The 26,245-nt window shown below is 60.6% G+C and carries 21 protein-coding genes and 3 pseudogenes; 4 read left to right on the top strand and 20 right to left on the bottom strand.

The genetic code is table 11. The annotated features are described in order from the left end of the window. Positions 1–187 precede the first annotated feature (187 nt). The 5 genes and pseudogenes from P0D89_RS32905 to P0D89_RS32925 form a co-directional block, all read right to left on the bottom strand. Positions 188–1,732 carry an efflux transporter outer membrane subunit gene (locus P0D89_RS32905; RefSeq protein WP_408365331.1) on the bottom strand — a complete coding sequence of 515 codons (1,545 nt, stop codon included), beginning with the start codon at positions 1,730–1,732 and terminating at the stop codon, positions 188–190. Next, complete coding sequence (locus P0D89_RS32910; protein WP_408365291.1) at positions 1,729–5,070, bottom strand: efflux RND transporter permease subunit; 3,342 nt, start codon at positions 5,068–5,070, stop codon at positions 1,729–1,731. Before P0D89_RS32910 ends, P0D89_RS32905 begins: the two co-directional genes overlap by 4 nt. Then, on the bottom strand, positions 5,067–8,264 hold the full coding sequence (locus P0D89_RS32915; protein WP_408365293.1) for an efflux RND transporter permease subunit: 3,198 nt from the start codon (positions 8,262–8,264) through the stop codon (positions 5,067–5,069). The genes P0D89_RS32910 and P0D89_RS32915 overlap by 4 nt, the downstream gene beginning before the upstream one ends. A 19-nt stretch (positions 8,265–8,283) precedes the next feature. After that, on the bottom strand, positions 8,284–9,513 hold the full coding sequence (locus P0D89_RS32920; protein WP_408365295.1) for an efflux RND transporter periplasmic adaptor subunit: 1,230 nt from the start codon (positions 9,511–9,513) through the stop codon (positions 8,284–8,286). A gap of 259 nt (positions 9,514–9,772) precedes the next feature. Then, positions 9,773–10,507 (bottom strand): annotated as a pseudogene (locus tag P0D89_RS32925) (IS6 family transposase). A gap of 840 nt (positions 10,508–11,347) precedes the next feature. Between P0D89_RS32925 and P0D89_RS32930 the strand changes: the two are divergent. Then, positions 11,348–12,190, top strand: a complete 843-nt coding sequence (locus P0D89_RS32930; RefSeq protein ID WP_494478169.1) for a pyridoxal-dependent decarboxylase — start codon at positions 11,348–11,350, stop codon at positions 12,188–12,190. A 182-nt stretch (positions 12,191–12,372) separates the two neighbouring features. Here the strand turns inward: P0D89_RS32930 and P0D89_RS32935 are convergent, their stop codons facing one another. Beyond that, positions 12,373–12,552: a hypothetical protein gene (locus P0D89_RS32935; RefSeq protein ID WP_408365297.1), complete on the bottom strand. Its 180-nt coding sequence runs from the start codon at positions 12,550–12,552 to the stop codon at positions 12,373–12,375. A 99-nt stretch (positions 12,553–12,651) separates the two neighbouring features. Beyond that, positions 12,652–12,834 carry a hypothetical protein gene (locus P0D89_RS32940; protein WP_408365299.1) on the bottom strand — a complete coding sequence of 61 codons (183 nt, stop codon included), beginning with the start codon at positions 12,832–12,834 and terminating at the stop codon, positions 12,652–12,654. 1,050 nt (positions 12,835–13,884) lie between these two features. Between P0D89_RS32940 and P0D89_RS32945 the strand changes: the two genes are divergently transcribed. Further along, positions 13,885–16,974: an acetoacetate--CoA ligase gene (locus P0D89_RS32945; protein WP_408365301.1), complete on the top strand. Its 3,090-nt coding sequence runs from the start codon at positions 13,885–13,887 to the stop codon at positions 16,972–16,974. On the opposite strand, the gene P0D89_RS32950 is transcribed toward P0D89_RS32945, so the two are convergent. Together P0D89_RS32950 and P0D89_RS32955 are read right to left on the bottom strand one after the other, a co-directional pair. Continuing rightward, positions 16,932–17,357 carry a hypothetical protein gene (locus P0D89_RS32950; protein ID WP_408365303.1) on the bottom strand — a complete coding sequence of 142 codons (426 nt, stop codon included), beginning with the start codon at positions 17,355–17,357 and terminating at the stop codon, positions 16,932–16,934. The two genes, P0D89_RS32945 and P0D89_RS32950, sit on opposite strands and share 43 nt — an antisense overlap. Positions 17,358–17,846: 489 nt before the next feature. Continuing rightward, positions 17,847–18,072 (bottom strand): annotated as a pseudogene (locus P0D89_RS32955) (integrase core domain-containing protein); the annotation flags it as partial. A gap of 257 nt (positions 18,073–18,329) precedes the next feature. Here P0D89_RS32955 and P0D89_RS32960 point away from each other — a divergent pair. Then, positions 18,330–19,208, top strand: a complete 879-nt coding sequence (locus tag P0D89_RS32960; RefSeq protein WP_408365305.1) for an ATP-grasp fold amidoligase family protein — start codon at positions 18,330–18,332, stop codon at positions 19,206–19,208. Positions 19,209–19,290: 82 nt separating this feature from the next. On the opposite strand, the gene P0D89_RS32965 is transcribed toward P0D89_RS32960, so the two are convergent. The 3 genes from P0D89_RS32965 to P0D89_RS32975 all read right to left on the bottom strand — a co-directional run bounded on the left by P0D89_RS32965 (position 19,291) and on the right by P0D89_RS32975 (position 20,852). After that, positions 19,291–19,539: a hypothetical protein gene (locus P0D89_RS32965; RefSeq protein WP_408365307.1), complete on the bottom strand. Its 249-nt coding sequence runs from the start codon at positions 19,537–19,539 to the stop codon at positions 19,291–19,293. Further along, positions 19,540–19,830: a hypothetical protein gene (locus P0D89_RS32970; RefSeq protein ID WP_408365309.1), complete on the bottom strand. Its 291-nt coding sequence runs from the start codon at positions 19,828–19,830 to the stop codon at positions 19,540–19,542. Positions 19,831–20,048: 218 nt separating this feature from the next. Beyond that, positions 20,049–20,852: an anti-sigma factor family protein gene (locus tag P0D89_RS32975; RefSeq protein WP_408365311.1), complete on the bottom strand. Its 804-nt coding sequence runs from the start codon at positions 20,850–20,852 to the stop codon at positions 20,049–20,051. A 643-nt stretch (positions 20,853–21,495) separates the two neighbouring features. On the opposite strand from P0D89_RS32975, the pseudogene P0D89_RS32980 reads away from it, so the two are divergent. Then, positions 21,496–21,689: pseudogene (locus P0D89_RS32980) on the top strand (transposase); the annotation flags it as partial. Between the two features lie 152 nt (positions 21,690–21,841). Here the strand turns inward: P0D89_RS32980 and P0D89_RS32985 are convergent. The 8 genes from P0D89_RS32985 to P0D89_RS33020 form a co-directional block, all read right to left on the bottom strand. Further along, positions 21,842–22,258, bottom strand: a complete 417-nt coding sequence (locus P0D89_RS32985; protein WP_408365313.1) for a glycine zipper family protein — start codon at positions 22,256–22,258, stop codon at positions 21,842–21,844. A 13-nt stretch (positions 22,259–22,271) separates the two neighbouring features. Beyond that, positions 22,272–22,706, bottom strand: coding sequence for a hypothetical protein (locus tag P0D89_RS32990; protein ID WP_408365315.1), 435 nt, complete (start codon positions 22,704–22,706; stop codon positions 22,272–22,274). Positions 22,707–23,123: 417 nt separating this feature from the next. Further along, a complete protein-coding gene (locus P0D89_RS32995; protein WP_408365317.1) occupies positions 23,124–23,507 on the bottom strand; it encodes a hypothetical protein in 384 nt (127 codons plus the stop codon). A gap of 252 nt (positions 23,508–23,759) precedes the next feature. Next, positions 23,760–24,104, bottom strand: coding sequence for a hypothetical protein (locus P0D89_RS33000; protein ID WP_408365319.1), 345 nt, complete (start codon positions 24,102–24,104; stop codon positions 23,760–23,762). Between the two features lie 108 nt (positions 24,105–24,212). Next, positions 24,213–25,088, bottom strand: coding sequence for a hypothetical protein (locus P0D89_RS33005; RefSeq protein ID WP_408365321.1), 876 nt, complete (start codon positions 25,086–25,088; stop codon positions 24,213–24,215). Between the two features lie 144 nt (positions 25,089–25,232). Beyond that, entirely contained in the window at positions 25,233–25,547 is a 315-nt protein-coding gene (locus P0D89_RS33010; protein ID WP_408365323.1) for a type II toxin-antitoxin system RelE/ParE family toxin, read from the bottom strand. Further along, a complete protein-coding gene (locus tag P0D89_RS33015; RefSeq protein ID WP_408365325.1) occupies positions 25,544–25,813 on the bottom strand; it encodes a type II toxin-antitoxin system ParD family antitoxin in 270 nt (89 codons plus the stop codon). Before P0D89_RS33015 ends, P0D89_RS33010 begins: the two co-directional genes overlap by 4 nt. Positions 25,814–25,995: 182 nt before the next feature. Further along, positions 25,996–26,245: SET domain-containing protein (locus tag P0D89_RS33020; RefSeq protein WP_408365327.1), on the bottom strand; the 250-nt coding region annotated here is incomplete at its 5' end.

A 26,245-nucleotide genomic window follows, 5' to 3' on the forward strand; every position in this document is an offset into this window, starting at 1 on the left:
GCTTCCCATGAACGCGTGCACTTTTGAGCCATGCCGCGCGTCAACCGTGTAAGCCCCCGCGCCCGCCTCATGCTAAAGGCGCGTCCCGCGCGCGGCGCGCTGGTGCGCTACGGCGACCGAATTGCACAAGTACTGGGTGAGGCACGGGGCGAGCGCGTGATGTCCGCTTTGGAATGCTTGCACGATGTCATTGGCCTGACGTAGCGCCCGCCGTGATAACCGGCGCGGATTGTTTTCGCGACGCCAGCGACGGCTGGGCTTGCGATGCCTGCGTCCGATCCGGCGCGTGCGCCCCCCGAGGGTCGTGCAACTGATCCGCGGACCAGCCCCCGCCCAGATCGCCGAGCAGCGTGGCCGACGCAACGAGACGCTCCTGCTCCACGCTCAACGCCGTTTGCTGCAGGCTCAATTGGGTGGTCTGCGCGGTGGCGACCGTCGTATAGTCGACGGTCCCGGCCTGGTATTCGTTAAACGCGATTTCGGCCCCGCGCGCCGCGTCGCGCACCGCGCCGTCCAGCACCTGCGATTGTTGCTCGAGAATCCGCAGGCTTGCGAAATCGTCTTCGACATTCTGAAACGCGGTGAGCACGGTGTTGCGATAATTCGCGACCGCCCCGTTGTAAGCGGCTTTCGTGGCGTCCACGTTGGCGCTGCGCAAGCCGCCGTCGAAAATCGTTTGCGATGCGGCAGCGCCTAGCGACCACACGTAGTTTGCCGCGTGCAGCAGACCGGAAAGCGGCGATTCAGCCAGGCCCTCCATGCCCGACAGGGTAACGGTCGGGTAATACGCGGACACCGCGACGCCGATCGCCGCATTCTCTTCAGCCATCTGCCGCTCGGCGGTAGCTATATCGGGGCGCCGCTGCAGAAGGGTCGAAGGCACACTGACGGGTACGTCCGGGAGGACTGGCAGCGCGCTGATGCGCCCGACGTCGAGATCCTCGGGATTGCGCCCCACCAGCACCGCGATCGCGTGCGCATACTTGGCGCGCGAAACCTGCAGCGCGATCAGACTTGAGCGCGCGCTCTCCAGTTGCGTGCGCGCGAGAATAAGATCGGACGGCGGAATCGTGCCGGCTTCGCCCTGGTCGCTGATAACGCGCAGATAACCCTCGTACGCCTTCACCGTCTTTTCCAGCAGATCGATGTTCGCGTCGCTTGCGCGCAGATTGATCACCGCTATGGCCAGCGTGACTTGCTCGGACAACGTCGCGTAAGCGAGCATCGCCTCGGTCGCCTGCGCGTTGGCTGCGCGCTCTTCGATCGTGCGCCGCACCTGCCCCCAGAGATCGGGCGCCCAGCTGACGTCGCCTTCCAGCGCACCTGCGTTGGCGATCGTTGCTGAGTTGCCCGAACGCGTGGCCGAGCTGGTGACACTGATGGTCGGGAACAGGCCGGAGCGTGCCTCGCGTACCAAGTCGACCGCCTCCTGATAGTTGTAGTAATCCAGTCGAACCGTCTGGTTCGAGACCGACACAAGCGGCTCCAGCTGGTTGAGCAATGGATCGTGAAAACCGGTCCACCAGTCGCTTCGTGGACTGGCCTCGCTCGGCGCGGCCTGGGTCCAGCCGGGCAGCTCGCGATAGGCCACGGGCGTGGCGACCTGTGGCCGGTGATAGTCCGGGCCGACCATGCAGCCCGCGAGCAGCAGCGCGGCGGCGGTCCCGGCCAAGCCGGTACGGACGGGGCAGCGCAGCCGCCCCTTTAACAAGCAGAACGGCTTCATCTTCATGTCCTCGTATCCGGCAGCCGGTTCCATGGCAGCTTCGCCGACCAGACCGCGAGGCGCGCCCGCAGGCGGTCGAGATACAGGTAAATCACCGGGGTTGTGTAAAGCGTGAATACCTGACTGAGCAGCAGGCCGCCCATCACCGTCACGCCGAGCGGCTGACGCAGCGAGGCGCCCTGCCCGATGCCGATCGCAAGTGGCACTGCGCCCAGCACGGCGGCAGCCGTGGTCATCATGATTGGTCGCAGCCGTACTACGGCTGCGTGGTGAATCGCGCTGCGCGCGTCGAGTTTCTCGTTGCGCTGCAACTGGATGGCGACATCGACCATCATGATGCCGTTCTTCTTCACAATACCGATCAGCAGGATGATGCCGATGATGGAAATCACCGAAAACGGCGTGCCGAAGATCAGCAGCGCCAGCGTGGCGCCGATACCGGCCGAGGGCAACGTCGACAGAATGGTAATCGGGTGAATCGTGTTTTCATACAGCACACCGAGCACAATGTAGACCACGCCCAACGCGGCGAGAATCAGCAACGGCACCGTGCTCATCGACTGCGCGAACGCCTGCGCGGCGCCCGCAAACGCACCATGAATCGAAGCGGGCATGCGGAGGTCCTGGCTGGCCTGGGCGATCGCGCGGCCCGCCTCGCTGAGCGACCCGTTCGGAGGCAGGTTGAACGAGATCGTCGCGGCCACGAGCCCGTTCTGATGATTCACCTGGGTCGCCGTGCGGCTGTTGCTGAACGTCGCGAATGCCGGCAGCGGCACCATCGTTTCGGCGGCTGTGCTGTCCGCGCTACCGCTCGAACTGCCGCCCTTGCTGTTGGCGATGCTGTTGGTCGCCTCGTTCGCTTCTGCATCCGAGTTCAGTGAATTGGTATTCGCGGTGCTGCCCATGCTATTGACGGCGTTGCTGCCTACCCCGACGGTCGCGCCGGTGGCAAGCGTCTGTGTCGACTGCGGGACAGTGCCTGGCGAATACTGCGTCTGCGCTGTCCCGCTCGCATTTCCGGCCGCGGCGCTCGCGAAGACCTGATTGAGCGACTGCGGGTACTGCCAGTATTGCGGCGCGACTTCCATCACGACGAAGTACTGGTTTAGCGGGTTGTAAATTGTTGAAACGGTGCGCTGACCAAACGCGTCATACAGCACGTTATCGATCTGGTTTGGATCGAAGCCGTACCGCTTCGCCGTGCTGCGGCTCATGTTCACGTAAGTCTGCAGACCGTTCTGCTGAAGGTCCGAGTTCACGTCCAGGAGTTCGCCGCGATGTTTGTTCAGCTCGGTGACGAGGCGAGGCACCCATTTGTACAATGCCTCGGGATCGTCGCTCGTGAGCGTGTACTGATATTCGGCGGCAGACTGACGGCCGCCGATGCGCAGGTCCTGCTGCGCCTGCATGAACAGCCGAGCGCCGGATACCTGGCTGAGCTTTGGCCGCAGCCGGTTCACCACCTCGGCGGCGCTAACGTGACGCTGGGACAGCGGTTTCAGTTCCACGAACACATTGGCGGTATTCAAGGCCCGCCCGCCGGTAAAGCCAGCCACCGAGGCGACGGCGGGATCCTTACCGACGATTGATTGCAACTGGGCGAGTTTCTTTTCCATGGCCGGGAACGACACGTTCTGGTCCGCGATGATCTGGCCGATCAGGATGCCGTTGTCCTGCTCGGGAAAGAACGTCGCGGGCAGCAGTTTGAACAGAAATACATTGCCAACCAGCAACGCGATCAGCAAAAGGCCGATCAGCATCGAGCGGTCGAGCACCGCGTCGAGCGAGCGCGCATAGGCCTGCTTGAAGCGTTCGAACTGCCCGTCGATCCACACAGCCCAGTGCGCTTTGGAGCGGCCGGCGCGCTCGCGCGAGAGTACGTACGCGCACATCGTGGGAGTAATCGTCAGCGATATGAGCAGCGAAAACAGGATTGCAATCGACAGGGTGACCGCGAACTCGTGAAACAGCAGCCCCACGACGCCCGGCATCAGCAGGATCGGCAAAAAGACAGCAATGAGCGACAGGCTCATCGACAACACCGTGAAGCCCACTTCCGCGCTACCGCGCAACGCGGCTTCCCGCGGTGACGCACCTGCTTCCAGATGGCGCGCGATGTTTTCCGTCACGACAACCGCGTCGTCGACAACAAAGCCGGTGCCGATGGTCAGCGCCATCAGTGACAGGTTGTCGATGCTGTAGCCGAGCAGGTACATCGGCCCGAATGTGCCGATGATCGACAGCGGCAGCGCGACGGCCGGGATCAGCGTCACCCGCGGGGACAGCAGGAAAATGAACACGACAACAACCACCAGCAGCACGGCGATGAACAGCGTGCGCTCGGTATCGCTGACCGACGCCTTGACCGATTGCGAATGGTCGACCGCGACACCGACGTGAATGGAACTGGGCAGCGCGGCTTCAATGGCGGGCAGCCGCGCCCGGATCTGCTGGACTGTATTCACAACATTGCTGCCCGGCTCCGGGTAGACGATGACAAGCACTGCCTCCTTGCCATTGTAGAGACCGGCGTTGCGGATGTTCTCATTCGAATCGCGTACGTCCGCGACATCGCGCAGCATCACCGGCGCACCATTGCGGTACGCAATCACGAGATCACGATACGGCGCGGCGTGGCTGATCTGGTCGTTCGACAGGATCTCATAACGCTGGCCGTTCTGTTCGATGTGACCTTTTGGGCTGTCCGCGTTCGCCGCGCCGAGCGAGGCGCGCACGTCCTCGAGGCCGATACCGTAGCTGTTCAGCTTGCCGGGCTGCAGCTCGACGCGCACCGACGGCAACGCGCCGCCGCCCAGCGTGATCTGTCCAACCCCTTTGATCTGCGAGAGTTGCTGCTGGATCACCGAGTCCGCGGAGTCGTAGAGCTGCGCCTTGGTCAGTGTGTCCGAGGTCAGCGCGAGCACCATCACCGGCGCATCGGCCGGGTTGTACTGCCGGTATGTCGGGTTCGCGCGCAGCGTCGTCGGCAAGTCCGCGCGGGCCGCCTGGATCGCCGCCTGCACGTCCCGCGCCGCTCCGTTGATGTCGCGGTCAAGCCCAAACTGGATGACGATCATCGACATGCCGACGTAGTTGGTCGACGTCAGCTCGTTGACATCGGCGATAACACCGAGACGCCGTTCCAGCGGTTCGGCCACCGTGGATGCCATGATCTCAGGGCTCGCACCGGCCATCATCGCCTGCACGACGATCACCGGAAATGCGACGTTCGGCAGCGGCGCAACCGGCAAGCGGAAATACGCCAGCAGCCCGGACAACAGGATCGCGATCGCCAGCAGCGTGGTTCCTACCGGCCGCCGGATGAACAGCGCGCTGGGGTTCACGACGTGGGCTCCGCGGCGTCCCCGCCCGGGCCGCCGTCAAGGCCTCGCTCGCGGCCGCCATCCGGGCTGTTTCCTGCCTCACCGTTTTGCCCATCGTCGCGACCATGATCACGACCACGGCGTCGGCGCAGGCGCTCAGCCATCCGGTCGAAGAACAGATAGATCACCGGCGTGGTGAACAGCGTCAGGATCTGGCTGAGCGTGAGGCCGCCGATGATCGCAAGACCCAGCGGCCGGCGCAGCTCCGACCCCGTGCCGGTGCCCACTAGCATCGGCAATGCGCCCAACATCGCAGCGAGCGTGGTCATCAGGATTGGACGGAACCTGAGCAACGACGCCTCGAAGACCGCGTCAGCCGGCGACTTGCTCTGCTGCCGCTCGGCCGCCAGTGCGAAGTCGACGATCATGATCGCGTTCTTTTTCACGATCCCGATCAGCAGCACAATGCCGATAATCCCGATCACATCGAGATCGCTGCCCGCAATCATGAGCGCAAGCAGCGCACCGATGCCGGCTGACGGCAGCGTCGAAAGGATCGTGACCGGATGGACGAAGCTCTCGTAAAGCACGCCAAGCACAATGTAGACGGCAACCAATGCGGCAATCAGCAGATAGACCTCGCTCGACAGCGAGTCCTCGAAGGCTGCCGCCGCGCCCTGGAATGATGGCGTGATCGACGGCGGCAGCGCGACCTCCTGCTCTGCCTTGCGGATCTCGGCCACTGCGGTGCTGAGCGACGCGCCGCTCGCCAGATTGAACGAGATCGTCACGACCGGGAACTGCGCGAGATGGTTGATCGACAGTGGCGATTTCGTCAGGCGGATTTTCGCGATCTCGCGTAGCGGGACTTGGCCCGCGCTGCTGGTCTGGCTCGGCAGGTACAGGTCGCCGAGGGACCCGACATTCGGCATCGACTGGGGCTTGGCCACGAGGATCACGCGGTACTGGTCGGACTGCTCGAAGATGGTCGACACAATGCGCTGCCCGAGCGAGTCGTACAACGCATTGTCGATCGTTGCGGGCGTGATGCCGTAGCGCGCCGCCAACTGCCGGTTCACCTCGACGTCAACGCTCAGACCATTGCTGTCCTCATCGCTGTGTACGTCCGTGATCGATGAAATCTGCTTCATCTTCGCCATCAGCTCTGGCACAACGTGGCCGAACGCCTGCTGGCTCGGCCCGCGCAACGCCAGGCTGTACTGGTTCGGCGATACCGTCGTATCGAGCGTGAGGTCTTGCTCCGGCTGCAGATAGAGCCGGATGCCGGGCACTTGCGCCGCTTCGACCTGCAGCCGGCGCGCAATCTGCAATGCGCTCAGCGAGCGCTGGTCGTGCGGGCGCAGGTTGATCAGAAAGCGGCCGTTGTTCAGCGTCGCGTTGATCCCGTCGATGCCGACATACGACGTAATCGATGTGACGTCAGGATCCTTCAGGATCGCGTCAGCCAGCTTCGCCTGGCGGTTCACCATCGCGTCATACGACACCGAGTTGTCCGCCACGCTGATGCCCTGGATGACACCCACGTCCTGCACTGGAAAGAGACCCTTCGGAATGGCGACATACAGCACGACCGTGAGCGCCATCGCCGCTAGCGCGATGACCAGCGTGAGCGTCTGATGGCGAAGCACCCAGCGCAATCCGCGCTCATAGACATTCAGCGTGCGGCTGAAGATGCCCTCGCTGATCCGCTCGAAAGCACTCGGATGGCGTTGCACCTTCGCGCGAAGGATTCGCGCGCACAGCATCGGCACCAGCGTCAGCGACACCACCCCGGAAATGACTATGGTGACAGCCAGCGTGACCGCGAACTCACTGAACAGCCGGCCGATCACGCCACCCATGAACAGCAGCGGAATCAGCACCGCGATAAGCGATACGGTCAGCGACAGGATCGTAAAGCCGATCTCGCCGGCTCCCGCCAATGCCGCTTCCAGCGGGTTCATCCCCTCTTCGAGGTAGCGAACGATGTTCTCGATCATCACGATCGAATCGTCAACGACGAAACCCGTTGCGATGATCAGCGCCATCAGCGACAAGTTGTCGATCGAGTAATGCAGTTCGTACATCACCGCAAGCGTGCCGATCAGCGACACGGGCACCGAGATGCTGGGGATGATCGTCGCGGGCAGGTTGCGCAAGAACACGAAGATCACCATCACCACCAGCGCGATGGCGAGTATCAGCTCGACTGCCGCATCGGATACCGACGAACGGATCACCCCAGTGCTGTCCGACACCACGCTGACCTGCATACCGGCCGGCAGCGTCGATTCAAGCGCGGGCAACTGCTTCTTGATCTGGTTGACCGTGGCGATCACGTTTGCGCCAGGCTGGCGCTGCACGTTCAGAAGGATCGCCGGCGTGTGGTTAATCCATGCACCGCGCTCGACGTCCTGCGGAGCAGTTGACACATGCGCGACATCGCGCAGGAAGACCGGGGCGCCATTCTGATACGCGATGACAGTGTCGAGATAATCTTTCGGGTCGCTGATCTGGTCGTTGCCATTGATCGTGTAATCCAGCTCCGGCCCGTCGAAATTGCCTTTCGGCTGGCTGATATTCACGTTCGCGAGCAGCGTACGCAGGTCGTCGATATTCAGGCCGTACCCGGCAAGCTTGTGCGGGTCCGCCTCCACTCGAACCGCCGGCACGTTGCCGCCCGCCGTCGTGACAAGACCGACGCCTGGCACCTCCGAAATCTTCGAACCGAGCCGATTGCTCGCGACGTCTTGCAACTGGGTAAGCGGCATCGACTTCGACGTCACGGCAAGCGTGAGAATCGGCTGGTCAGCGGGGTTGACCTTGGCGTATGTGGGCGGTGCGGGCAATCCGCTCGGCAGAAAACTGTTGGCCGCGTTGATCGCCTGTTGCACGTCCTGCTCGGCAACATCGAGGCTTAGCGAAAGGTCGAACTGCAACGTAATGACCGACGCGCCTTCCGAGCTATACGAGACCATCTGCTGCAAACCGGGGATTTCTCCCAGTTGGACCTCGAGCGGCGCGGTCACGGTGGTGGCCATCACGTCCGGGCTCGCACCCGGATAGAAGGTTTGTACCTGGATGGTCGGATAGTCGACATCGGGCAACGACGACACAGGCAAAAAGCGCATCGCGACGATGCCCACCAGCACGAGCGCGATCACCACCAGCAGGGTGGCGACCGGCCGCAGAATGAATAGACGGGAAATATTCATCAGCTCGCGCGCCGGCTGCTCACGACGCCGCCGCGGCGCTTGCCGCGTGCCTGTGCCGATGTGCGTGCTGCGCGGCGGCCGCCGGTGTGCCATGCCCCGGTTCGCCTGCAGCGGCCACTCGGACCCGCGCGCCATCGCTCAACCGGTCCATGCCGTCGGTTACGACGGCCTGCCCTGGTGAGAGTCCGGACATGATCACGGTGTTTTTGCCATCGCTCGGCCCAAGCGTGACCTTGTGCACGGACACCGTATCGTCGGGGTTGACGAGATAGACGTAGTCGCCCGGCGCGCCGCTTTGCACCGCAGGCGTCGGCACGAGCACGGCGTCGCGCAGCGTATCCACCAGCAGCTTCACGTTGACGAACTCGTTCGGGAACAGTGCTTCATCATCGTTCGGGAAGGTCGCGCGCAACGTGACGGTGCCAGTCGCGGTCGCCATCTCGTTGCTGATCGCGTAAAGGGTGCCGGTCGCGAGCTGCTTCGTGTTGTCGCTCGAATAGACGGTCACCGGTAGCTTTGTGCCGGCGCCGAAACGCTGCAGCACGTTCGACAGCGCGTCCTGCGGCACCGTGAACTGCACTGTGGTCGGCTTCATCTGCGTGAGCACGACAATACCGGTCGTGCTCGATGCGGTGACGTAGTTGCCCGGGTCGACTAGCCGCAAGCCCACCCGGCCCGACACTGGCGCGGTAATCCGACAGTAAGTCAGGTCGAGTTCGTACTGCCCGATGCTGGCGAGATCAGCCTTGACCATCGCCTGATCCTGCTGCACCGTGAATTTCTCGTCTTCGTACGTCTGGCCTGCAATCGACTGACGCTCAGCGAGCTCGGCGTACCGCGCAAGATCGGCCTGGGCCTGGGCGAGGCTCGCCCGGTCTTTTGCCAGTTGCGCTTCGGCCTGTTGCTTGTCGATCTCGTACTGACGCGGATCGATCTGCGCGAGGAACTGGCCCTTCACGACCTCCTGACCCTCCTGGTAGCCGACCTCGGTGAGGTAGCCGCTTAACTGCGGCAGGACGGTGACTGTGGCGACCGGCGTGACCGTGCCCAGTGCCGCCATGATCTCCGGCATGTCACCTTGGCTTGCAGCGGCCACCGTCACTACTTGCGCAGCCGGTCGCCGATTTGCCGGCCTGCGATGCAGCAGATGGAACGCGATCAGTATCAGTAGCAGCGCGGCAAGCAGGATAACTACGATGCGCCAGCGCAGCGATCGCCATATTCCCGACGTAGCGACGGGTTCACTCATGCGAAGCTCCAGGTCCGGAGATGGGTACGATTGATTGCTGCATGCGGATTCTTTGGGCGTAGTCACTGCGTGGTCAATAGGCCGGATGCAGTCTACCCATCTACCCCCCTTGAATACCTTTCGACTAACTGCCGAACGGTTCCAAACGATTACGAGCGCGCCCAGCGTAAAATCAGGTTACAAAATAGGCCTTCATCCACTTACCGGTTGCGGTGCAAATAGCACAGGCGAGCGAGAAACCGCCTGGCTGTTCGTCGTCTCAGCGAACCGAAAGCGCTGCCGTCCAAACTGAGGGCGCGGTGGCATCTTTGAGGCGCAGCTTCATCAAGTTGAACTGGCCTTTTCGAATGCGATGCATCAGCTCGATGCCAGCAATGGTTGTTGCCGCAGTCCTGAAGCGTTTAAAGCTGAGCATCACGTTCGCCCGCGCTTTAAGGTTGCGATGATCCTGTTCGATCAGTTATTCAGGTACTTCGACGATCGCAACGTTGCGCCTTCGGGCAGCAATCCATCGATCTTCATTTCGCGCACTGCGCGGTGAGAAGCCGCGTAGCCGTCCAGCGTGATTGCCTTGGAAGCGAGCCCTTGACTCTTGATCGCTTTCGCGAAGAATGCCCTGGTCGCAACGACATCGCGCCTGGAGCAGAGCCGGAAATCGACCGTCTTGCCAGCCCGGTCAACCGCACGGTAAAGATAAACCCACTTGCCACGCATCTTCATGTAAGTTTCGTCGACTCACCACGACCGGCCGGCTGCCGTAGCAAAGCGGTTCCAACGCTTGACGAACTCGGGTGTGAAGCGCGTGACCTGGCGCATGATCGTCGTGTCCCACAGGGACTTCCTTCGGGGCGTGCGCCAGCGAAAGGCCACGCTCGGACATCATCTCGACCAGATCGCGCAGGCTCAGTTTGTAACGCAGGTACCGACGAACGCATAAGACGATGACTTCGCGGTCGAAATGGCGACCTTCGAACAGCTTGTCAATGTTCCTCAGCTTACTCATCTGTTTGCCCTGGGCGCGTCAAAATCCTGAGCCCAACCCATCGGCCTTCAAATTTGCACCAAAGCCGTCAAAGGGGGGTATGCCAATCCATCCAGTCATAGTGACCACGACTCTGGCTCCACGCCCAATTTGGACGCGGCATCGGCGACGCAAGCGCCTTGTGGCCGCGCTCGCCTTGTTCCAATTCGGCGCCGGTAGGCGGTCGGAGTTCGTCAGCGTTGGCATTTTCCGCCTTCGCGCCGTTTCGTACGCGTTGGTACATTGCGTCGTTCTCCCGAGAAAATACTCACAAAAATCAAAGTGCGTTTAAGCTTCCACCCGCACTCCCGAATGTCAGAGCTTACGGATGCCCGGCTCGTCTGACGTCAACGGGCCCGCGTGGCACCCGCCAAACCTCGGCTCCTCAGGCCTCGCAATTACTGGGCTGCTCGCTGATCCCGGATCGAGCACCAGGACGGTGAGTTTCGTCCGCTAGTGACGCTCGCAGTGCGTCAGTGAAGCGCTGGGGAGCCTGTATGGACCCGTACACGCTCCGGTACTCTTCTCGGCCAATCCGTCCCTCGAATACGACCTGCATTTCAGGTATGGTCGGCCTCGCACACGACGCCTGAAGCCTCCGGTCTCACCATGCCGTCATAACGAGAGTGAGCAGACCTTATTCTGTACAGCGAAGGGTTGATGCACGCTGACGCTAACATTACATTGCTGTTATGTTCGGATTCTTGACTGGGGTTGGTTCGATAGTCTTATAGCGGGCTGCATGAAGCTGTTTCATGTCGCCCTCGCAGTTTCACAATTACCGATACCCATGTTGTCCCCAAAAGAGAGTAAATGACCACGCCAATCGAAGCAGTAACACCATATGACCAGTTCAGCATTGAGGTGCCGGCGAACGAATTTCCGAGAATCGGCATTTCGGCACGGGCAGCAGAGGCACTCGTGTTGAGTCAGGAGTGGACGGATACAAACCCGATGCTGAACATGTCGTCCTTCGTAACGACCTATGCGGAGCCGGAGGCCGGTCGAGATAGCCAAACGCAACATGTTCAGGAACTACATCGACCACGACATGTATCCGCAGCTGTTTGCCATGGAAACTCGTATGGTCAAGTGGCTGCATCAGCTATGGAACGGACCGCATGGTGTCGAACCATATGGCACTGCGACTATCGGATCCTCCGAAGCATGCATGCTGGCGGGTCTCGCCCACAAATGGAACTGGCGCCAGAAGAGAAACGGGACAGAAAAGACGCGACTCGTCCCAATATGGTGACCGGCGGCAATGTCCAGATCGTATGGAAAAAATTCTTTCGCTATTTCGAAGTGGAACCGCGAATTGTCCCGCTCGAACCAGGAAACTATCGGCTTACTGCAGACGAGCTGGATAAGTATGTTGACGAAAACACGATCGCCGTCGTTGCGATTGCCGGCCAGACGTTTACCGGCGAAGACGACGACATTCAGGGAATTCACGATTGGCTCGACGCGTATCAAGCAAGGACAGGCATTTCAATTCCGATGCATATCGACGGTGCATCCGAAGGCTTCGTCAATCCGTTCCTCTATTCCGACTATCGATGGGATTTCCGCCTGCCTCGCGTCTTGTCGATCAACGCGTCCGGGCACAAAGATGGCCTGACACCTCCGGGACTTGGTTGGGCTCTGTCGCATTAACGCGGGCGAGGTAAAATTCGAGGCGGACGAAAACGCTCTGGCCACACGATGAAGAAGACAATGACGCCACGATCGACGCTGGCGACGGCACTTCGATCAAGCAGGGTTGATCTTTTGTGGGCGGCGGGCGCCCGGGATCGCGCTTCCCGACTAGAGTAGACCAAAGCGCGGCAAACGCGGTCTCACTTGTTTTCTTCCGCGTTCCACGTGTGAGCAGTCGTGCGCCACTTGCCGTCCGCGCCCTTGGTCATCACCCTCTGCAATACGCGCTTGTATTGCGTCTTCTTACCGTCCGTCTCCTGCACGGCGGTCCAGGTGGCCGTTTCGTACATCACGTTGCCGACCCGGCTCGCGTGCATCACGTCGATGGTGTGTTCGTGAACGCCCGCATCGAAGTAGCTCTTGAAGAGCGCTTTTGTACTTCCTCGCGCCCTTGAACGGTGTTGCCGTTGCCCGGCGATTCAACCGCCTTTTCGTCCGTCTAGCGCGGCGAGCCGCTGAGCGTCGCCGTTGCTGAAGTACTTGTTCCAGATCACATTCGCTTCTTCAACGAGCTTGTCCTGAGCGAGGGCGGGATGCGATGTGACAAGGGTGAACAGCGCGCAAAGGCCGCAGACGCCGAAGTGCCTCAAGGTCTTGTTCATTGCATGTCTCCAGTAGCGAACGGCGGCGCGCTTGCCTTCCTTTCAGTCGCTGGTTGGTGCGTGCAGTATAGGATGGGCATCGCCGTAGACCGTCGATTCCCTCTACTTCGGGAAAGCCATGGATCAGAACGGCGCGCCAGAGGCCGTTACCATCGAAAAAAGCGGCACCAATCGGGCCGCCATCCAGAGCATCATCGCTGAACGGGAAACAGAAAAGGGCAAATGAAGGACGACCCCGTCACGCGAACAGCGGCTGCTTGGTTCTATTCTCTGGTGATGTGAGGGATCCTTGCATTAGAGAAAGCTTTCGCGTCGGCCTTATCGCGACACAACCTTTCGAATACCCCCGGATCTGTAATGGCCTCCGCCTAATTGGCCAATTGCACCCGAATTTACGCCGAAGACAATTTTCAGACCTTTTATGCGGACTATGCTTCACTGCACTAGGGATAGAAATATCGCCGATGGTATTTCGCAAATTATTGAATTATGGCAGCGTGAACAGCGTGCTCAAAGGAACCATTCAATGCAAGTGGAAGGGCATTTCCAGTAACCATGTTCGGGTACGGACCGCATGGCTCTTGTGAAGTCCGAGCCAGAAAAGATGTAGCTGGACCGTAGAGCGTATGCCGCATGCAGTCGATCTTCCGTTGTCGTGTTATGACTCTGCGCACGAAAAGGCACACTTCTGCCCGGTCCCCTATGGCACAACGTTCGGCGGCAGCAGGCGCTGGATGACACGTGAGTCGCGCGACTGACTATCTGCATTCCATCGTCGCAAACCCATTCTGGGATGTTAAAAAGAAAGTCGGGACTCTCGCCTTGTCCAGTCTTTCTCTTTTACGCTGTTCGCCGTTGTCGGACTTCGCTGTGCGCTACATCGCGAATCCTCTCGCACGCCGTCCCTCGGCGGCGCGGAGAAGGGGAGCTAGCACTACCTAACGGTGTAACTCTTGACACATTGCGTCAACAGGCCTGCGCCAGGCGAAAAAGTCCTGCCTTATGGGGCGAGCGCGCAGAAAGCCGAATTGATCCGCGATCGGGCTCATTATGGATCTAATTTTATCTGCGAATGCTCATGACGTAACTGGCGCAACAGGGTCAATCGTGCATGAGAGCTGCGAGAGAACGATAGCCACATCCCAGATGACGTCGTTCACCGCTGCATTGTCGTTGCAAACCGGTCAACACTTTGAGAACTATGCAGCCCTTCACCGTTATTCGGTTCAAGGCTATCGGGAATTTTGGCGCTGCTTCGTGGATTGGCTGCCAAGCCTCGATTACGTCGGCGATGAATCGAGAGTATGCGTTGGTGACGACTGCGAGACTGCGTGTTTCTTTCCGGACGTCAGGCTCAACTACGTGCAGAATCTGCTCGATCTCGGCGAGGCAGACGCGGCAAGCTTGGCAGTAACCGCAATTCATGCAGACGGCCAGCGCGTATCACTAACGCGCGGCGAACTGGTGCACCACGTCACCCGTCTTGCACAAGCTCTGAAGGACCTCGGCATCAAAGAAGGTGATAGCGTAGTTGCGGTCATGCGCAATGACGAGATGGCGGTGACGGTCGCGCTCGCGGTTACGGCGATAGGCGCGACGCTCGCGACCGCAGCACCGGAAATGGGTGTTGCGACGATTCTCGAGCGATTCTCCCAGCTTACGCCCCGCTTGCTCATCGCGCACACCGCGCCGAGGAGCATGGATACCGGCGTCCCGCTGGCCACGAAGCTAACCGAACTCGCTGCGCAGTTGCCGACGCTGCTCGCCTTAATAAGTCTCGACGACGAATGCCAGTCCTCAAGTATGTCTTTGCCCGTCTACACGGCGAACGCCATGAAGGAAAGCGCCGACCCGAAACGGTTTGAGTGGCAACGCTTTGCATTCAACCACCCGCTATTCATCATGTTTTCCTCGGGCACCACAGGAAAGCCGAAATGCATAGTCCACGGGGCCGGAGGAACATTGCTCGAGCATTTGAAAGAGCACCGTCTTCATTGCGATTTTCGGCCCGGCGATCGCTTGTACTTCCATACGAGCTGTTCGTGGATGATGTGGAACTGGCAATTATCCGCGCTCGCCTCGGGCGTGGAAATCATCACCTATGACGGCCCGATCGTCGAGGTCGACACGCTTTGGCGTCTCGTTGCAGATCAGCGGGTGACTGTTTTCGGCACCAGCCCCGCATACGTAAAAATGTGCGAGTCGGCGGGGCTTACTCCCGGCAAGAATTTCGATCTTGGCGCGTTACGTGCAGTGTTGTCGACAGGCTCGGTGCTGTATGAAACTCAATATCACTGGGTTAGAGATAACGTCAAGAATCTTCCTCTCTGGTCGATATCAGGAGGGACCGACATTCTGGGATGTTTCTTTCTGGGCAATCCAAATCTGCCGGTCGTAGCCGGGGAAGCTCAATGCAAGAGTCTCGCGATGGATGTCGCCGCTTGGGGTGATAACGGTGCAACCACCGGCGTCGGCGAACTGGTCTGCATAAATCCGTTCCCCTCGCGGCCGATCGGCTTTCACGCAGACCCGTCCGGCACTGGGTTTCATAACGCTTATTTTGCGGCTCATCCCGGCCTGTGGACGCACGGCGATCTGGTCGAGATCACCCCTTGCGGCGGCGCACGTCTGCGAGGGCGTACCGATGGCGTACTGAATGTGCGCGGAATAAACGTCGGCCCGGCAGAGATTTACAGCGTTCTCAACGGCATTCCCGGCATTCGGGAGGCACTGGCCGTCCAGCTTCGGGAAACGGGCGCGGAGCCGAACACCCGTGCACCGGACCTGGTCGAGCAACGGATCGTGCTGCTGGTCGTCCTATGTGACGGCGAAGAATTGACGAACGCTTTACGTGTGCGAGTTCGGATCGAGCTCGCGCGTCTCGCCTCCCCAGCGCACGTGCCCGATATCATCCTTGCGGTCGATGCGTTGCCTACTACGCATAGCGGGAAGCTTTCGGAAACGGCGGCCCGCGAAGCGGTAAACGGTCTGCCGACGAGCAACGAAGCGGCACTACGCAACCCCCAGTGTCTCGACGCCATCAGGAAACGGGTGGCGCAATATCTGGCGGATCACACGGGGCCGGATGAAGGGGATTTATATGATGACGTCGAGATCTATTTGCAAAGGCTGTGGCAGCATTTGTTCGGCTTCTCGCCGATCAGGCGCGACGACAATTTCTTTGAATTGGGCGGTAGTTCGTTGCTGGCAGTTGCCGTGTTGTCGGAAATCGAACAGTTGACCGGCCTGAACCTGCCCCTTTCAACGCTGCTGTTCAGCCCCACCATTGCGGAGCTGGCAGCAGTTCTGAACGCCAACGTCGACAGTGCCCGGTCATCGGTCCTCGTCCGTCTTCGACCGGGAGAGGGGGCGCCCATTTTTATGGTGCATGGCGCGTCCGGGACCGTGATGGGTAGTTGGTCGCTCGCGAACGCATTGCGTCACGACCGACCGATATTTGGACTTCAGGCGGTGGGGCTCGACGGCGTGCAGATACCGCAGCGACACATTGAAGATATGGCTTCGACTTATATCGAGGCGATTCGAAGTGTTCAACCCAGCGGCCCATACTCACTAGCTGGCTATTCTTTAGGCGGACTTATCGCACTTGAAATCGCGCAACAGCTTCACGCTGCCGGGGAACGCATGGAATTCCTCTGCTTGCTGGATACCTATGTGCATGAACGTTGGCTGCCCTGGCTGGCCTGGATAAAGTTTCAATTGGGATACATGCGCCGCCAATCTGACGCATTGCTCCAATTGCGGACGTCTGAGCAGATCGTGTATTTGCGGCGTAAGCTAAGCGCAGCAGCTGATCGGATCCGACTTCGGCTCGGACGCCCAGCTCGGCGCACCGACCCTGCGGTTGACGGAATAGATGTCCCACCCGTCCTGATGAAGGTTCGCGAATCGATGCGCCTCGCGATGACCTTGTATCGCCCTCGGCCATATACAGCTAGCCCGATCCTTTACGTGCGCGCTCGAAAATTCGACGACCGGGGCGACCCGTTACCGCTCTGGCGACGCGTTGCGGCAGGCGGTCTGGAAATCGTTTCTGTTCAAGGAGGCCACGCCGAGATTATGTCCGCTCCTCATGTCTATCTGGTGGCCGCGGCATTGAGCGCTCGCAGCGCATTCTGAATGCCGGATGCCACCAGGTCATCACACGCTCGGCGTGAGGTGGCTCGATGGATGAACTGTTGGCATCTGCAAGGGGTGTAGCGCACGCGCTCAGCATGGTTGCTTTCGACCGACATAACCAGGAGTACCGGTTTCGCGGATGCCGCATTCAGTGAAACTTTCTCTTGTATCGCACTCGCGGCCGTACTCATCGCGGGCCGCCGGACGGTGATTAGCTTACGGCCGGTCGCCGCCTCGAATTGCGGGCCCAGTTCGCGATAGGCAGACACAAACCCGCCCGAAATCATCACCTTGACTTCGTCGGCCCATGCGGCGCCGCTGCCTGGTAACGCGCCAGCTACGCAGAACGCGACTGCGCGAATCCTCAGCTTGCGGATGGTCACGGCGCCGCTCCAATGTCGATCGGATGACCCAGCCCGGATATGGATCGAGTCCGGATGCCAGTCATCATGTTAGCCGGCATCGAGCGCGACAGCGAGACTGCCGTAGACCGGTCAGCCTCACACTACCGCCGTCGACGGGCGCTGTTCGACCCCGAACAGCCTTTCAGACTGGCGCAACTTCAATGGCTGCTTCTGAGCATACAACCGCCCCTGTATCTCCCCAGGATTGGGGACGCATGATCAGCCTTTTCGGAAGCGCGCCACCCTACTCGACATGGCTGCCCGACCATCAGGAAGGAGTGAATTAATCGGACATTGGCGACACCTTGACGCATCCAAACAGAGGTGGCCCCGTTCGTTCAGACAGTCTTCACGTGATTTAAGGGAGACTACTGGACGTCAACCTGCCGTTTTGATCGCAGGCAGCATCGCGAAGTCATCCGGCGTGCGGTCTGCCAGACTCGAATGAGGTCGACGCTGGTTGTATCACGTCGGGTAATCAGCGATGGACCGCCGCGCCTGCCTGACCGATTCGTATGCTTTCAGGTATATCTCCTCGTATTTCACGCTGCGCCAGAGTCGTTCGACGAACCCGTTGCCGCGCCAGCTTCCCTTGCCGTGCATCGACAACAGGATGCCTTTTGCGAGCACCGTGTCGGTGAACGCCTCGCTAATGAACTGGGCTGCCCCGGTCGGTGTTGACAATTTCCGGCTGCCTAGTGATGCGCGGCAAATGCAGCCAATGCGAAGCGCCAAGAAAGCTGTAGGACCCAATCCGGAACGGACCGGTGCAGCGGGTCGCTTACCGAAGAGCTAACGTCAAGAGTGATGATGCGGCACGTGTCGCATCATCACTCTTGACGTTAGCTCTTTACCGAATGATCATAACCTCTGATGCCTGCGTCGTACTTCTGTCAGTCGCAGATTCAGGAATGTTCATACCCATGCGTAGTCATTGTTGGGAGAGGTCCAATGCCTTACCCGTCCCACTCCATTATTCAATGGACGAAAGACAGCGCGAAACAGCTTCTTCCCGATGCGGCTTTCCTCAGCTTGCTACATCGAAAGCACATTGGGCGCTTCCCCAAACTCTTTCGCCCGACAACCTACAACGAGAAAATCCTGCTACGTTGCTTACGGCCAGACCCGCGATATAGCGCTTTGACCGACAAGCTGACCGCGCGCGATTACGTCAGAGACAAAGTCGGTGAGAAATACCTTATCCCCATGATCTCAGCGCCCAGCAACTTTACGCGAACGATTTTCGACATGCTGCCGAATTCCTTTGTCATGAAGGCAAATCATGGAAGCAGTTTTGTGGAAATCGTCCGGGACAAGTCGCAGTATACTTTCGAACATCTCCAGTTTCTGGCCAGCCAATGGCTATCCACCAATTTCTACAGAAATGCGCGGGAACGGCACTACCGAGGAATTCAGCCACGCATTTTCTTCGAGAATCTGCTCCTCGACGAACACGGCACGATTCCAGCCGACTATAAGGTCCACTGCTTTGCGAACAGGCCGGGGCGGCCTGTGATGTTTATCCTCGTAATCTCTGACCGTTTCGGAAGTAACACGCGGGGCGACACATACGATGCACAATGGAACCATCTCGACCTCCAGTTTGCTCCCTACCTTCGCAGCACGAGGCCGGCACCGCCGCCGCACAATCTGGATCTGTTGCTCGATACAGCGGCGCTGCTGTCCGAGGACTTTGATTATGTCCGCGTCGACCTGTACGCGCCAACTGACGAGGTGTTCTTCGGCGAACTCACTTTTACGCCGGGGGCCGGCGTAAGTCCCATGCGCCCCGATCGTGCCGATTTTGAATGGGGACGTCTTCTAACATGAGCTATCTGGGATAGCTGGAATCGCTTTCTAATCTCCGGCCGGTGATCGAGCCACATATGAGAAAGTTTTATTGAATACGCAATCAGCGAAACCGGTACTCCGGGTTATGTCGATCGAAAACGGATTCGCTCCAATGATGGGGGGCGACGTCTTCGAAACGGATCTGTTCCAGCAAAAAACTGTGACGAGACCGGGCGCGCTCGAATGGGCCATCAATAGCTACCTTGCCTGACACGATCTGCAGTTTTCCGCCCAAATGGCCATAAATGCCATCCGGGTCAGCGGTCTCGTCGTAACGAATCTCCTGTCCCGCATAGGCGCCATCAAACAATCATTTTGCGTAGACTTTTCGCGGGGTGTCCTGATATCGGATAAGCATGTGATCGGGCCGCTCGGACCATTTGCCGGATACGCGCTCCGGCCGGAACATCCTGTATTCGCAGGCGTCGGCGGAAACCATGGCGGACCTCGCGTACTCCACGATGGCTTCCGGCTTCATCGCGTCCGTCAGGGAAAGCATCTGAGCGTCGGTGACGGACAGAAGCGAGTGGTTTTCAATCCACGTTGCCAACGAGGTCGTCTGTGCACGAGCCGTGAGACACCGGAACTGGCTGCCGTCCACGCTCACGGTATCCGACGTGGCAGGCTTGACGCATCTCGCCGATGTACCGGATAAAGCAGGCGCAATCGGAGTGGTCGATTGGGCGAACGCGCCCATTGAGACAATCAGACACGTCAACGCGAGCACACGCAGCAACGTCCACACGGTTGCCTGCCGTTCGGCAGCAGGCAGCGTGCCCCGGCTTGCTGGATGATCGGAAATGCGAATTCCGCAAAGCATTATGGGTTCAAACCGTCGCTGGGTTCCCGGCTTCTGAACGCCTGCTCAAGCATGCTGCATGCGTCAATCGCCATGGTTCGCAATTGCACCTCGGAGACCTGGCCAGTCAGCGCGCACCCTGTCCCCTGACTTCCCCAGTAGAACGTGCTGCGATTGCCGTGACGGAACAGGCGGAATGCCGTCGCGTCCTTTGGAACCGCGGCGATGTACATCGTGAGCCGGGAACCGACCGTGTTCTGATACATGAATTGCGCGGCAGGGCCGGACTCGCCGGGCAGCAAACGACCGCCAATCAGCGAATACCCATATTCCCGAAGCGAAGGCACCGACAAGCGCTGACCGAGGCGACGCGACAGCCAGTTGACCAGTTGATCGCGTGGCGGCGCCGCTACCTCCACGGGGTGGCGTTGCTCAGGCGCGTACACCGCGAAAGCGATGTCGGCGCGCTCCGCGAACACGGGTGGATCGGCCGCGAAATTCGCCGACACCCAGCCGGGCGATGAGCCGAGCGCCACGCCCATAGCTATCCACGTTGCTGCCACACCTGCCTGTTGCCACCACGGCGCGCGGCGGTGTACGACGATACAACGCGGTTCGTCTCTCGGGTCCCCGAACAACGCTCTCAGTGCGGCTTTTTGCACGCGGTAATCGGCCACGCGCCCGGCCGCCCCAAGATCGGTCGCCAGCCGAACGAGCGTGATTGCGCGCTCCGTGGCAGACAGCTCATCATCGGCAAACGCCGACAGTGGCCGCAAATCCAGGTCGCCCAAGCCTCCCCTCGTTCGGTCGTTTTCGTCGTTCATGGCTCGTTTCAGACTTCCCCCACCCTGATGCCGCGTGATGATGGAACGTCACGCACGGGCCATCAGCAGGACCCGGCGTCCCCAGACGGGCAGGCGTTGGCGTCTGCGATGCAGGACCCGCAGGCCACGTTTGTCGTCTCGCCCGGACTGGCCGTCCGACCGACTTCGAAACTCATGGGAGGTAATCCCTCCTCAGGCGATTCCAACACGTTCATCAATATCCGCCACCACCACTACTACTGCCACTACCACTGCTGGACGTCGTCTCGCTATGAGATTGCCCCGCTTCAGCGACCACCAAAACCATCAGGAATGCCGCCAATAGCCGAGTCGATTTGATCATCATCTCTGCGGCGTCAACACCGTTAATAAACGTACAGTGGGGGCGCTATATTCCAATCGGGTGAAGTGAAGGTTTGCTGCGGTGGAGCAGGAAATACTTCTCGGACAAAGCCGCCACCTCGCTCGGGTCAGTCACTTCGCAATGCCTTCGCAGCATCAAGGGCTGCGCGAAAGATGGAAGATACGCCCCGTGGAATCGTTTGGATGACATACGAACCAACGACAGACTTCAATGAGCACTCGACAACAGCACGCATCCGCTGTGTCAGCGCAGGGGTGCTAATTGCATCCGTCGCAGCATCCATGGCAGCGAGGCTCAAACGAAAATACAAACGGGCTATTAAGGCAGTACTTCCCAAAGACACCGACCTGTCAGTGTATTCGCAGGCCAAACTCAATGCCGTGGCGAGACGATTGAACGAGCGTCCGAGAAAGACCCTGAACTACGAAACGCCAGCCGAACGATTCCAGCAAACTATTGCATCCACCGGTTGAATCCGCCCTGTACAACGGCCATTCGGTTAGCCACGTCGGACGGCGCGTGATCGGTCAAAGCGCTAAAACCTGACCCAACCGACGGCAGTCGCCGTTGCGCCGATCTTGCAACGGTCCCTTCCGTCAATCGCTTTGAAGATTCGCCAGAGCGCTCAGGGGGCGTACCCTTGCGGTACCGGCGGCAAGGAGTAGGGCTTGTAGTTGGCAGGTGGAGTCGCGGGTGGCGCCGCAAGCATCTGGCCATAGACCGGGACCCGGTGTCCATGCGCGTACATGCACTGGATGTAGGCGGTGTCGTATTGGTACTGTGCGCTGTATCCTGAGTCGCTTGAATGACTGGATCCGACCGCCGACGTGCTCACCGCCGCCGTGTTGGAGGCTTGCTGCGAACTCACGCCGCCGACCTGGCCGAGCGCAAACTGGCGGCAGTCGTGGTCATCACCGAGAAACTGGTCGAACGTCTTGGTACTGCCCGGGAGCACCATCACGCTGGGGCCCGACGGTATCGCCGTACAGGCGGCCACAACGAGCGCGGCCGCCGTCAGGAGGGGAACGGAACGCGGCTTCATCAGTACCTCCGCATTACGGCGACGGCTGGGCCGGTACCGTTTGCCAGCCGCCCGGGCACTCCTTGATGTACGGGTAATAGCCGCTGGGCTGGTCGCAGCGGTACCACCACGCGTTCGCCGACGCACCGTCCGACCCATCGCCTTGCTCGATGTATCGCGCCGCGAATTGCGCCGCGGGCGCGTAGTAGCCAGGGTAGGAATCTGGGTATGGCCAGCCGTAGTACGGATATCCCCACCAGCCCGGCCAGCCGCCGCCTACCACGACCGTCACGTGCCCGTGCCCATGGTGAAAACCGTCATGGTGGAAGAAGCCATCATGACCGTGAAAGCCGCCGCCGTGCATGCCACCACCGCCGCCACGACCGCCGGCCAGCGCCGGACCGCCGGCAGCCATCGCCGCCCCTGCCACTAGTGTCAAGGCAATCTTGCAAAGCCTGCGCCCGTTCATGATGTGTCTCCCGCCTTGCTGCTTGCCGGCCGGGTCACTCGGGACCCGCGCCTGACCGTCCCCTGTATCGTTTGGTTTGGTCAGATACCGCGTGCACGTATCTCCGTTTGTACTGAAAATGAGGCGTTACCCTACTACCGGCAAGACGTCGGCGGCGCCTGCTGGTATGAGGCTCCGCAATATCATAAACGGCTGACAGGTCGGATTTATTCCGTCAACCAGCCCCGACTGGGGGGCGACAATGATTTCGTCCGGTCGTGTTCGATGGTCGTCGTTTTTTCATCTCCTCGACCCACGGACCTGGCTCCTTCGCGTGGAAGAGCACACTGCGTGCACCGTGGATCTGGATATGAGCATGGCTCAATCTGAAACGCTGCCTCGCTTCAAACCACGGCTGAAGTTTCGATGGTATCGGCATCAGTGTTCACCTCTGCGCCAGCTCGCGGCGGTCAGTCGCTCTACCGCCGCGTAGTAACGCGCCTGCGAAGTCGCAGCATCGTCGTTCTGATCCGTCTTCAGAATATCCAGCAGATGTTCCGCGACGACTGAGCCGATCGCGTGAACAGCATCGTGTCGCGTCAGCCCTTCTTTCCCGAGGCGATCCATCGCCCGGACCACGGGCTCAAGGTTCAGGGCGATCTGGTTTTCGACGATCGCGTGTAGCGCAGCGTGTGCCGTGACGTTGGGAAGCTTGATCCGGGCGACGCGGTGATACGTTTCGACGAGAGCAATGCGCTCCTGTTCGTCGAGTTCGAGCCATGATTCAGGTTCGGGCGCGCACTCGGGGTTGTACTCTTCCATGATGCAAGTCCTGTGCTGACTTCTGCCTGTCGTAAAACTGCCATTTCCAGCCGCGTTGCGCTTGAGTCCCGTCACCGGCGGCGAAACGGGCGCCGTCCCACACGACCAGGAGCGACCCGTTGATGACAACATGCCGCGAGTCGGGCCATGCAGAAACCGTCCATCCCGTCGCTGGATGCATCGCGCACGCTATGCCGCCCAATGATGCGCCAGCACCGTGGCGACGAACGAATGCCCCGGAATGGCCGCAAACTACTCCCGCAGACGCCTGTTGAGCTGGTCACGTTCCATGCCGGAAGCAAGGGCCGCATCCGCCAGCGCGCCGTAGGCATCCAGCACATCGCTCCCCGTGATGTCGCAACCGAAGCCTGCGGCCATCCAGTGCAGCGCTGCCATGCCACAGGCCACCGCGAATTCAGGCTTGCGCGGCGCGAAATCGCGTGCGGCCCGCGTCAGGGTTCGCGGGTCGTTGGGGCCGCGCATCGCAAGCGACGCCGCCAGATCGAGCAGGCCGGCGTCCTTCGCGGCGGCGAACCATTTCCCCTCGGCGCCGGGACTGCTCGCGACCAGGTCGTGGAGGATGCTGTCGGGACTCACGCGGTTCCGGCGTGGCGCCTTCGGCTGGGAATCCGCATTGCCGATCCAGCGTCTGAAAGAATGTGAGTGGTGTGAGAGGTTGTGCGTGTCATGCTCCGGGGTGCCAGCTCAACGCGTCTTCATGTAGGCGGCGTACAGCGCCGTGTTGAGCGCCTGCAGTTCACGCCGGGTTTCCAGCAGTTCGTGATGCCGGCCCTGACGCTCCAGGCTGAGTAACTCGAGCATCACCTTCGCCGCCCGCTCGGGAGCATTGCGTCGCGAAGGCTCTGCCTGTCTGAACAGGGGCGCGAGGCCGGCCTTTTCCGTGAGTACCCACGCCGGAAACCACGCGAGATCGCCAATGTCGCCCGCGCCATCGAACGACGTATCGAAGTCGCGCCGCAACGTATTGACGCACGCGTCGCCAAGCCGGATCAAAAGCTGGTCAAACCGGGATGGCGAAAGCCACGCAAGTTCCACCAGCAACGGCCAGGCCGCGTCCAGGCCATCGAGCCGGTAGCGTGCCTCCGCCATCCAGCAAAGCGGTGCTGGAATCCGTCGCCAGGACGCGATGCGCAATATTGCCTCACGCGCCTCGGCCCACCTCGCAGCAAGCAGGAAGAGCGGCGCCGCGTGCGCATCCGCGTGGTCCGAGTGGAAAGGCAGCGCAGCGGCGCGTCCGGCCAGTTCTGCCCAGAGCGGCGCGAGCCAGGTTGCCCCGGTCTGCCCCGGGAACATGCGCGCGACTGCGGGTTGGACTTCGTGAGATAGTGCCTGGCGAGCCCGCAGGGCGGCTTCGTGACGGTCAAACGGTACCGTCGATCGCCCCTCGAGGGCGTTGACGATCGACTCGAAATACAGCTGGTGGGCGACGTCGTCCGGATATTCGTTCGCAAGGGCCTGCAGCGCGCGCCGCGCGCCCGCAGCATCGTACTGCTGCAACGCTGACAGAACATCGTTGCGCAGCATTACGTCGCGGCTGTCGTTGAAAATGTCGAGCTGCATCCGTCGGATTCAGAACAGTTGGCTGGTCAGGCTGACCAGATTAATCCATTTGACCGCGCTTCTCAATTTCGTGCGGTGCTCATCGACTGACTCGACGATTGCGCGCGGACCGCTCGCGTCGGCGACCACGGCGCGTGCGGGTCATCACTGGTCGTGCTCCGTCGAGTCCGTGAAAGACGGTTCCCAGGCCTGTCCGCCATAGAACACGCCGACGAGTGACACTACTTCCACAAGGTAAGCAATCACGGCGCGCTGCCGGTAGTGGGTCACGCGCAGGCCAGGCAACAGATCATCGCGCGGCACGCCGCGCTCAGGGAATGTCTGCAGGCGCAGGCAGAAACTCACGGTGGCGTCGACGTAGTGGGCCGCCGTGACGGGCGAACCCGCTTCACTGATGAACCGTTCTATGTCCTCAAGCTGGTCCCGCGCTTCCGGGGCAAACTGCACCCGGTAGTTCATGCGGCGCCCGGGCGCTTCTTCGCCAGGTGAGCGCGCACCTGCTCGGGCGTGAGCGCGCGCGCGGGATCCGCGCGCAACGCTTTGGCCGCCGGCACCACCTCGTCACGCAGCCAGGCCTCGATGGCCCTGTCGCGGGCCGCGAGGGTGCGCAACCCGTCGCGGATCACCTCGCTTTCAGAAGCGTATTCGCCGCTGGCGACCTTGGTGCGGATGAGCTCGGCCATCTCGTTGGGCAGGGTGATGCTGAACTGCTGTGTGGTACGCATGGCGCCCTCCAGACTGACAGGATTTAATCCAACTCCGTCGACGGAATGCTGGCAAGGTGAGCCCGGGGCTTGCGCAGATGACGCGTAGCGGCTGCGCGCGACGGGTCGGCGCACAGCTTCACCGTCCTTGCGGCACCGATTCATTTCGAAGGAAAAACGGGATGCGTCTGTCAGCGGCGCGCTTAATATCCGCTCGCCGGAGCCAGCATCGACCCCGTACACCGCTTCGTCCCACAGCGACAGACATAGTCGGCGACTAACTCGGGCGTGACCGCTTCATCGATCGTGAGTCCATAGGCGATACAAAGCTCATCGCCCGGCTTTAAGTCCCTGATGGTCTCGATAAAAATCCGCCCGTCGTCCTCAATCGCCTCGCAGTTCGGCTGGCAGGAATGGTTCAGCCAGCGGGCGCTGTTGCCCCCGACACTGCCA

This window comes from Paraburkholderia sp. RL18-085-BIA-A (assembly GCF_046027075.1).
In the GTDB taxonomy this organism is placed as follows: Bacteria; Pseudomonadota; Gammaproteobacteria; order Burkholderiales; family Burkholderiaceae; genus Paraburkholderia.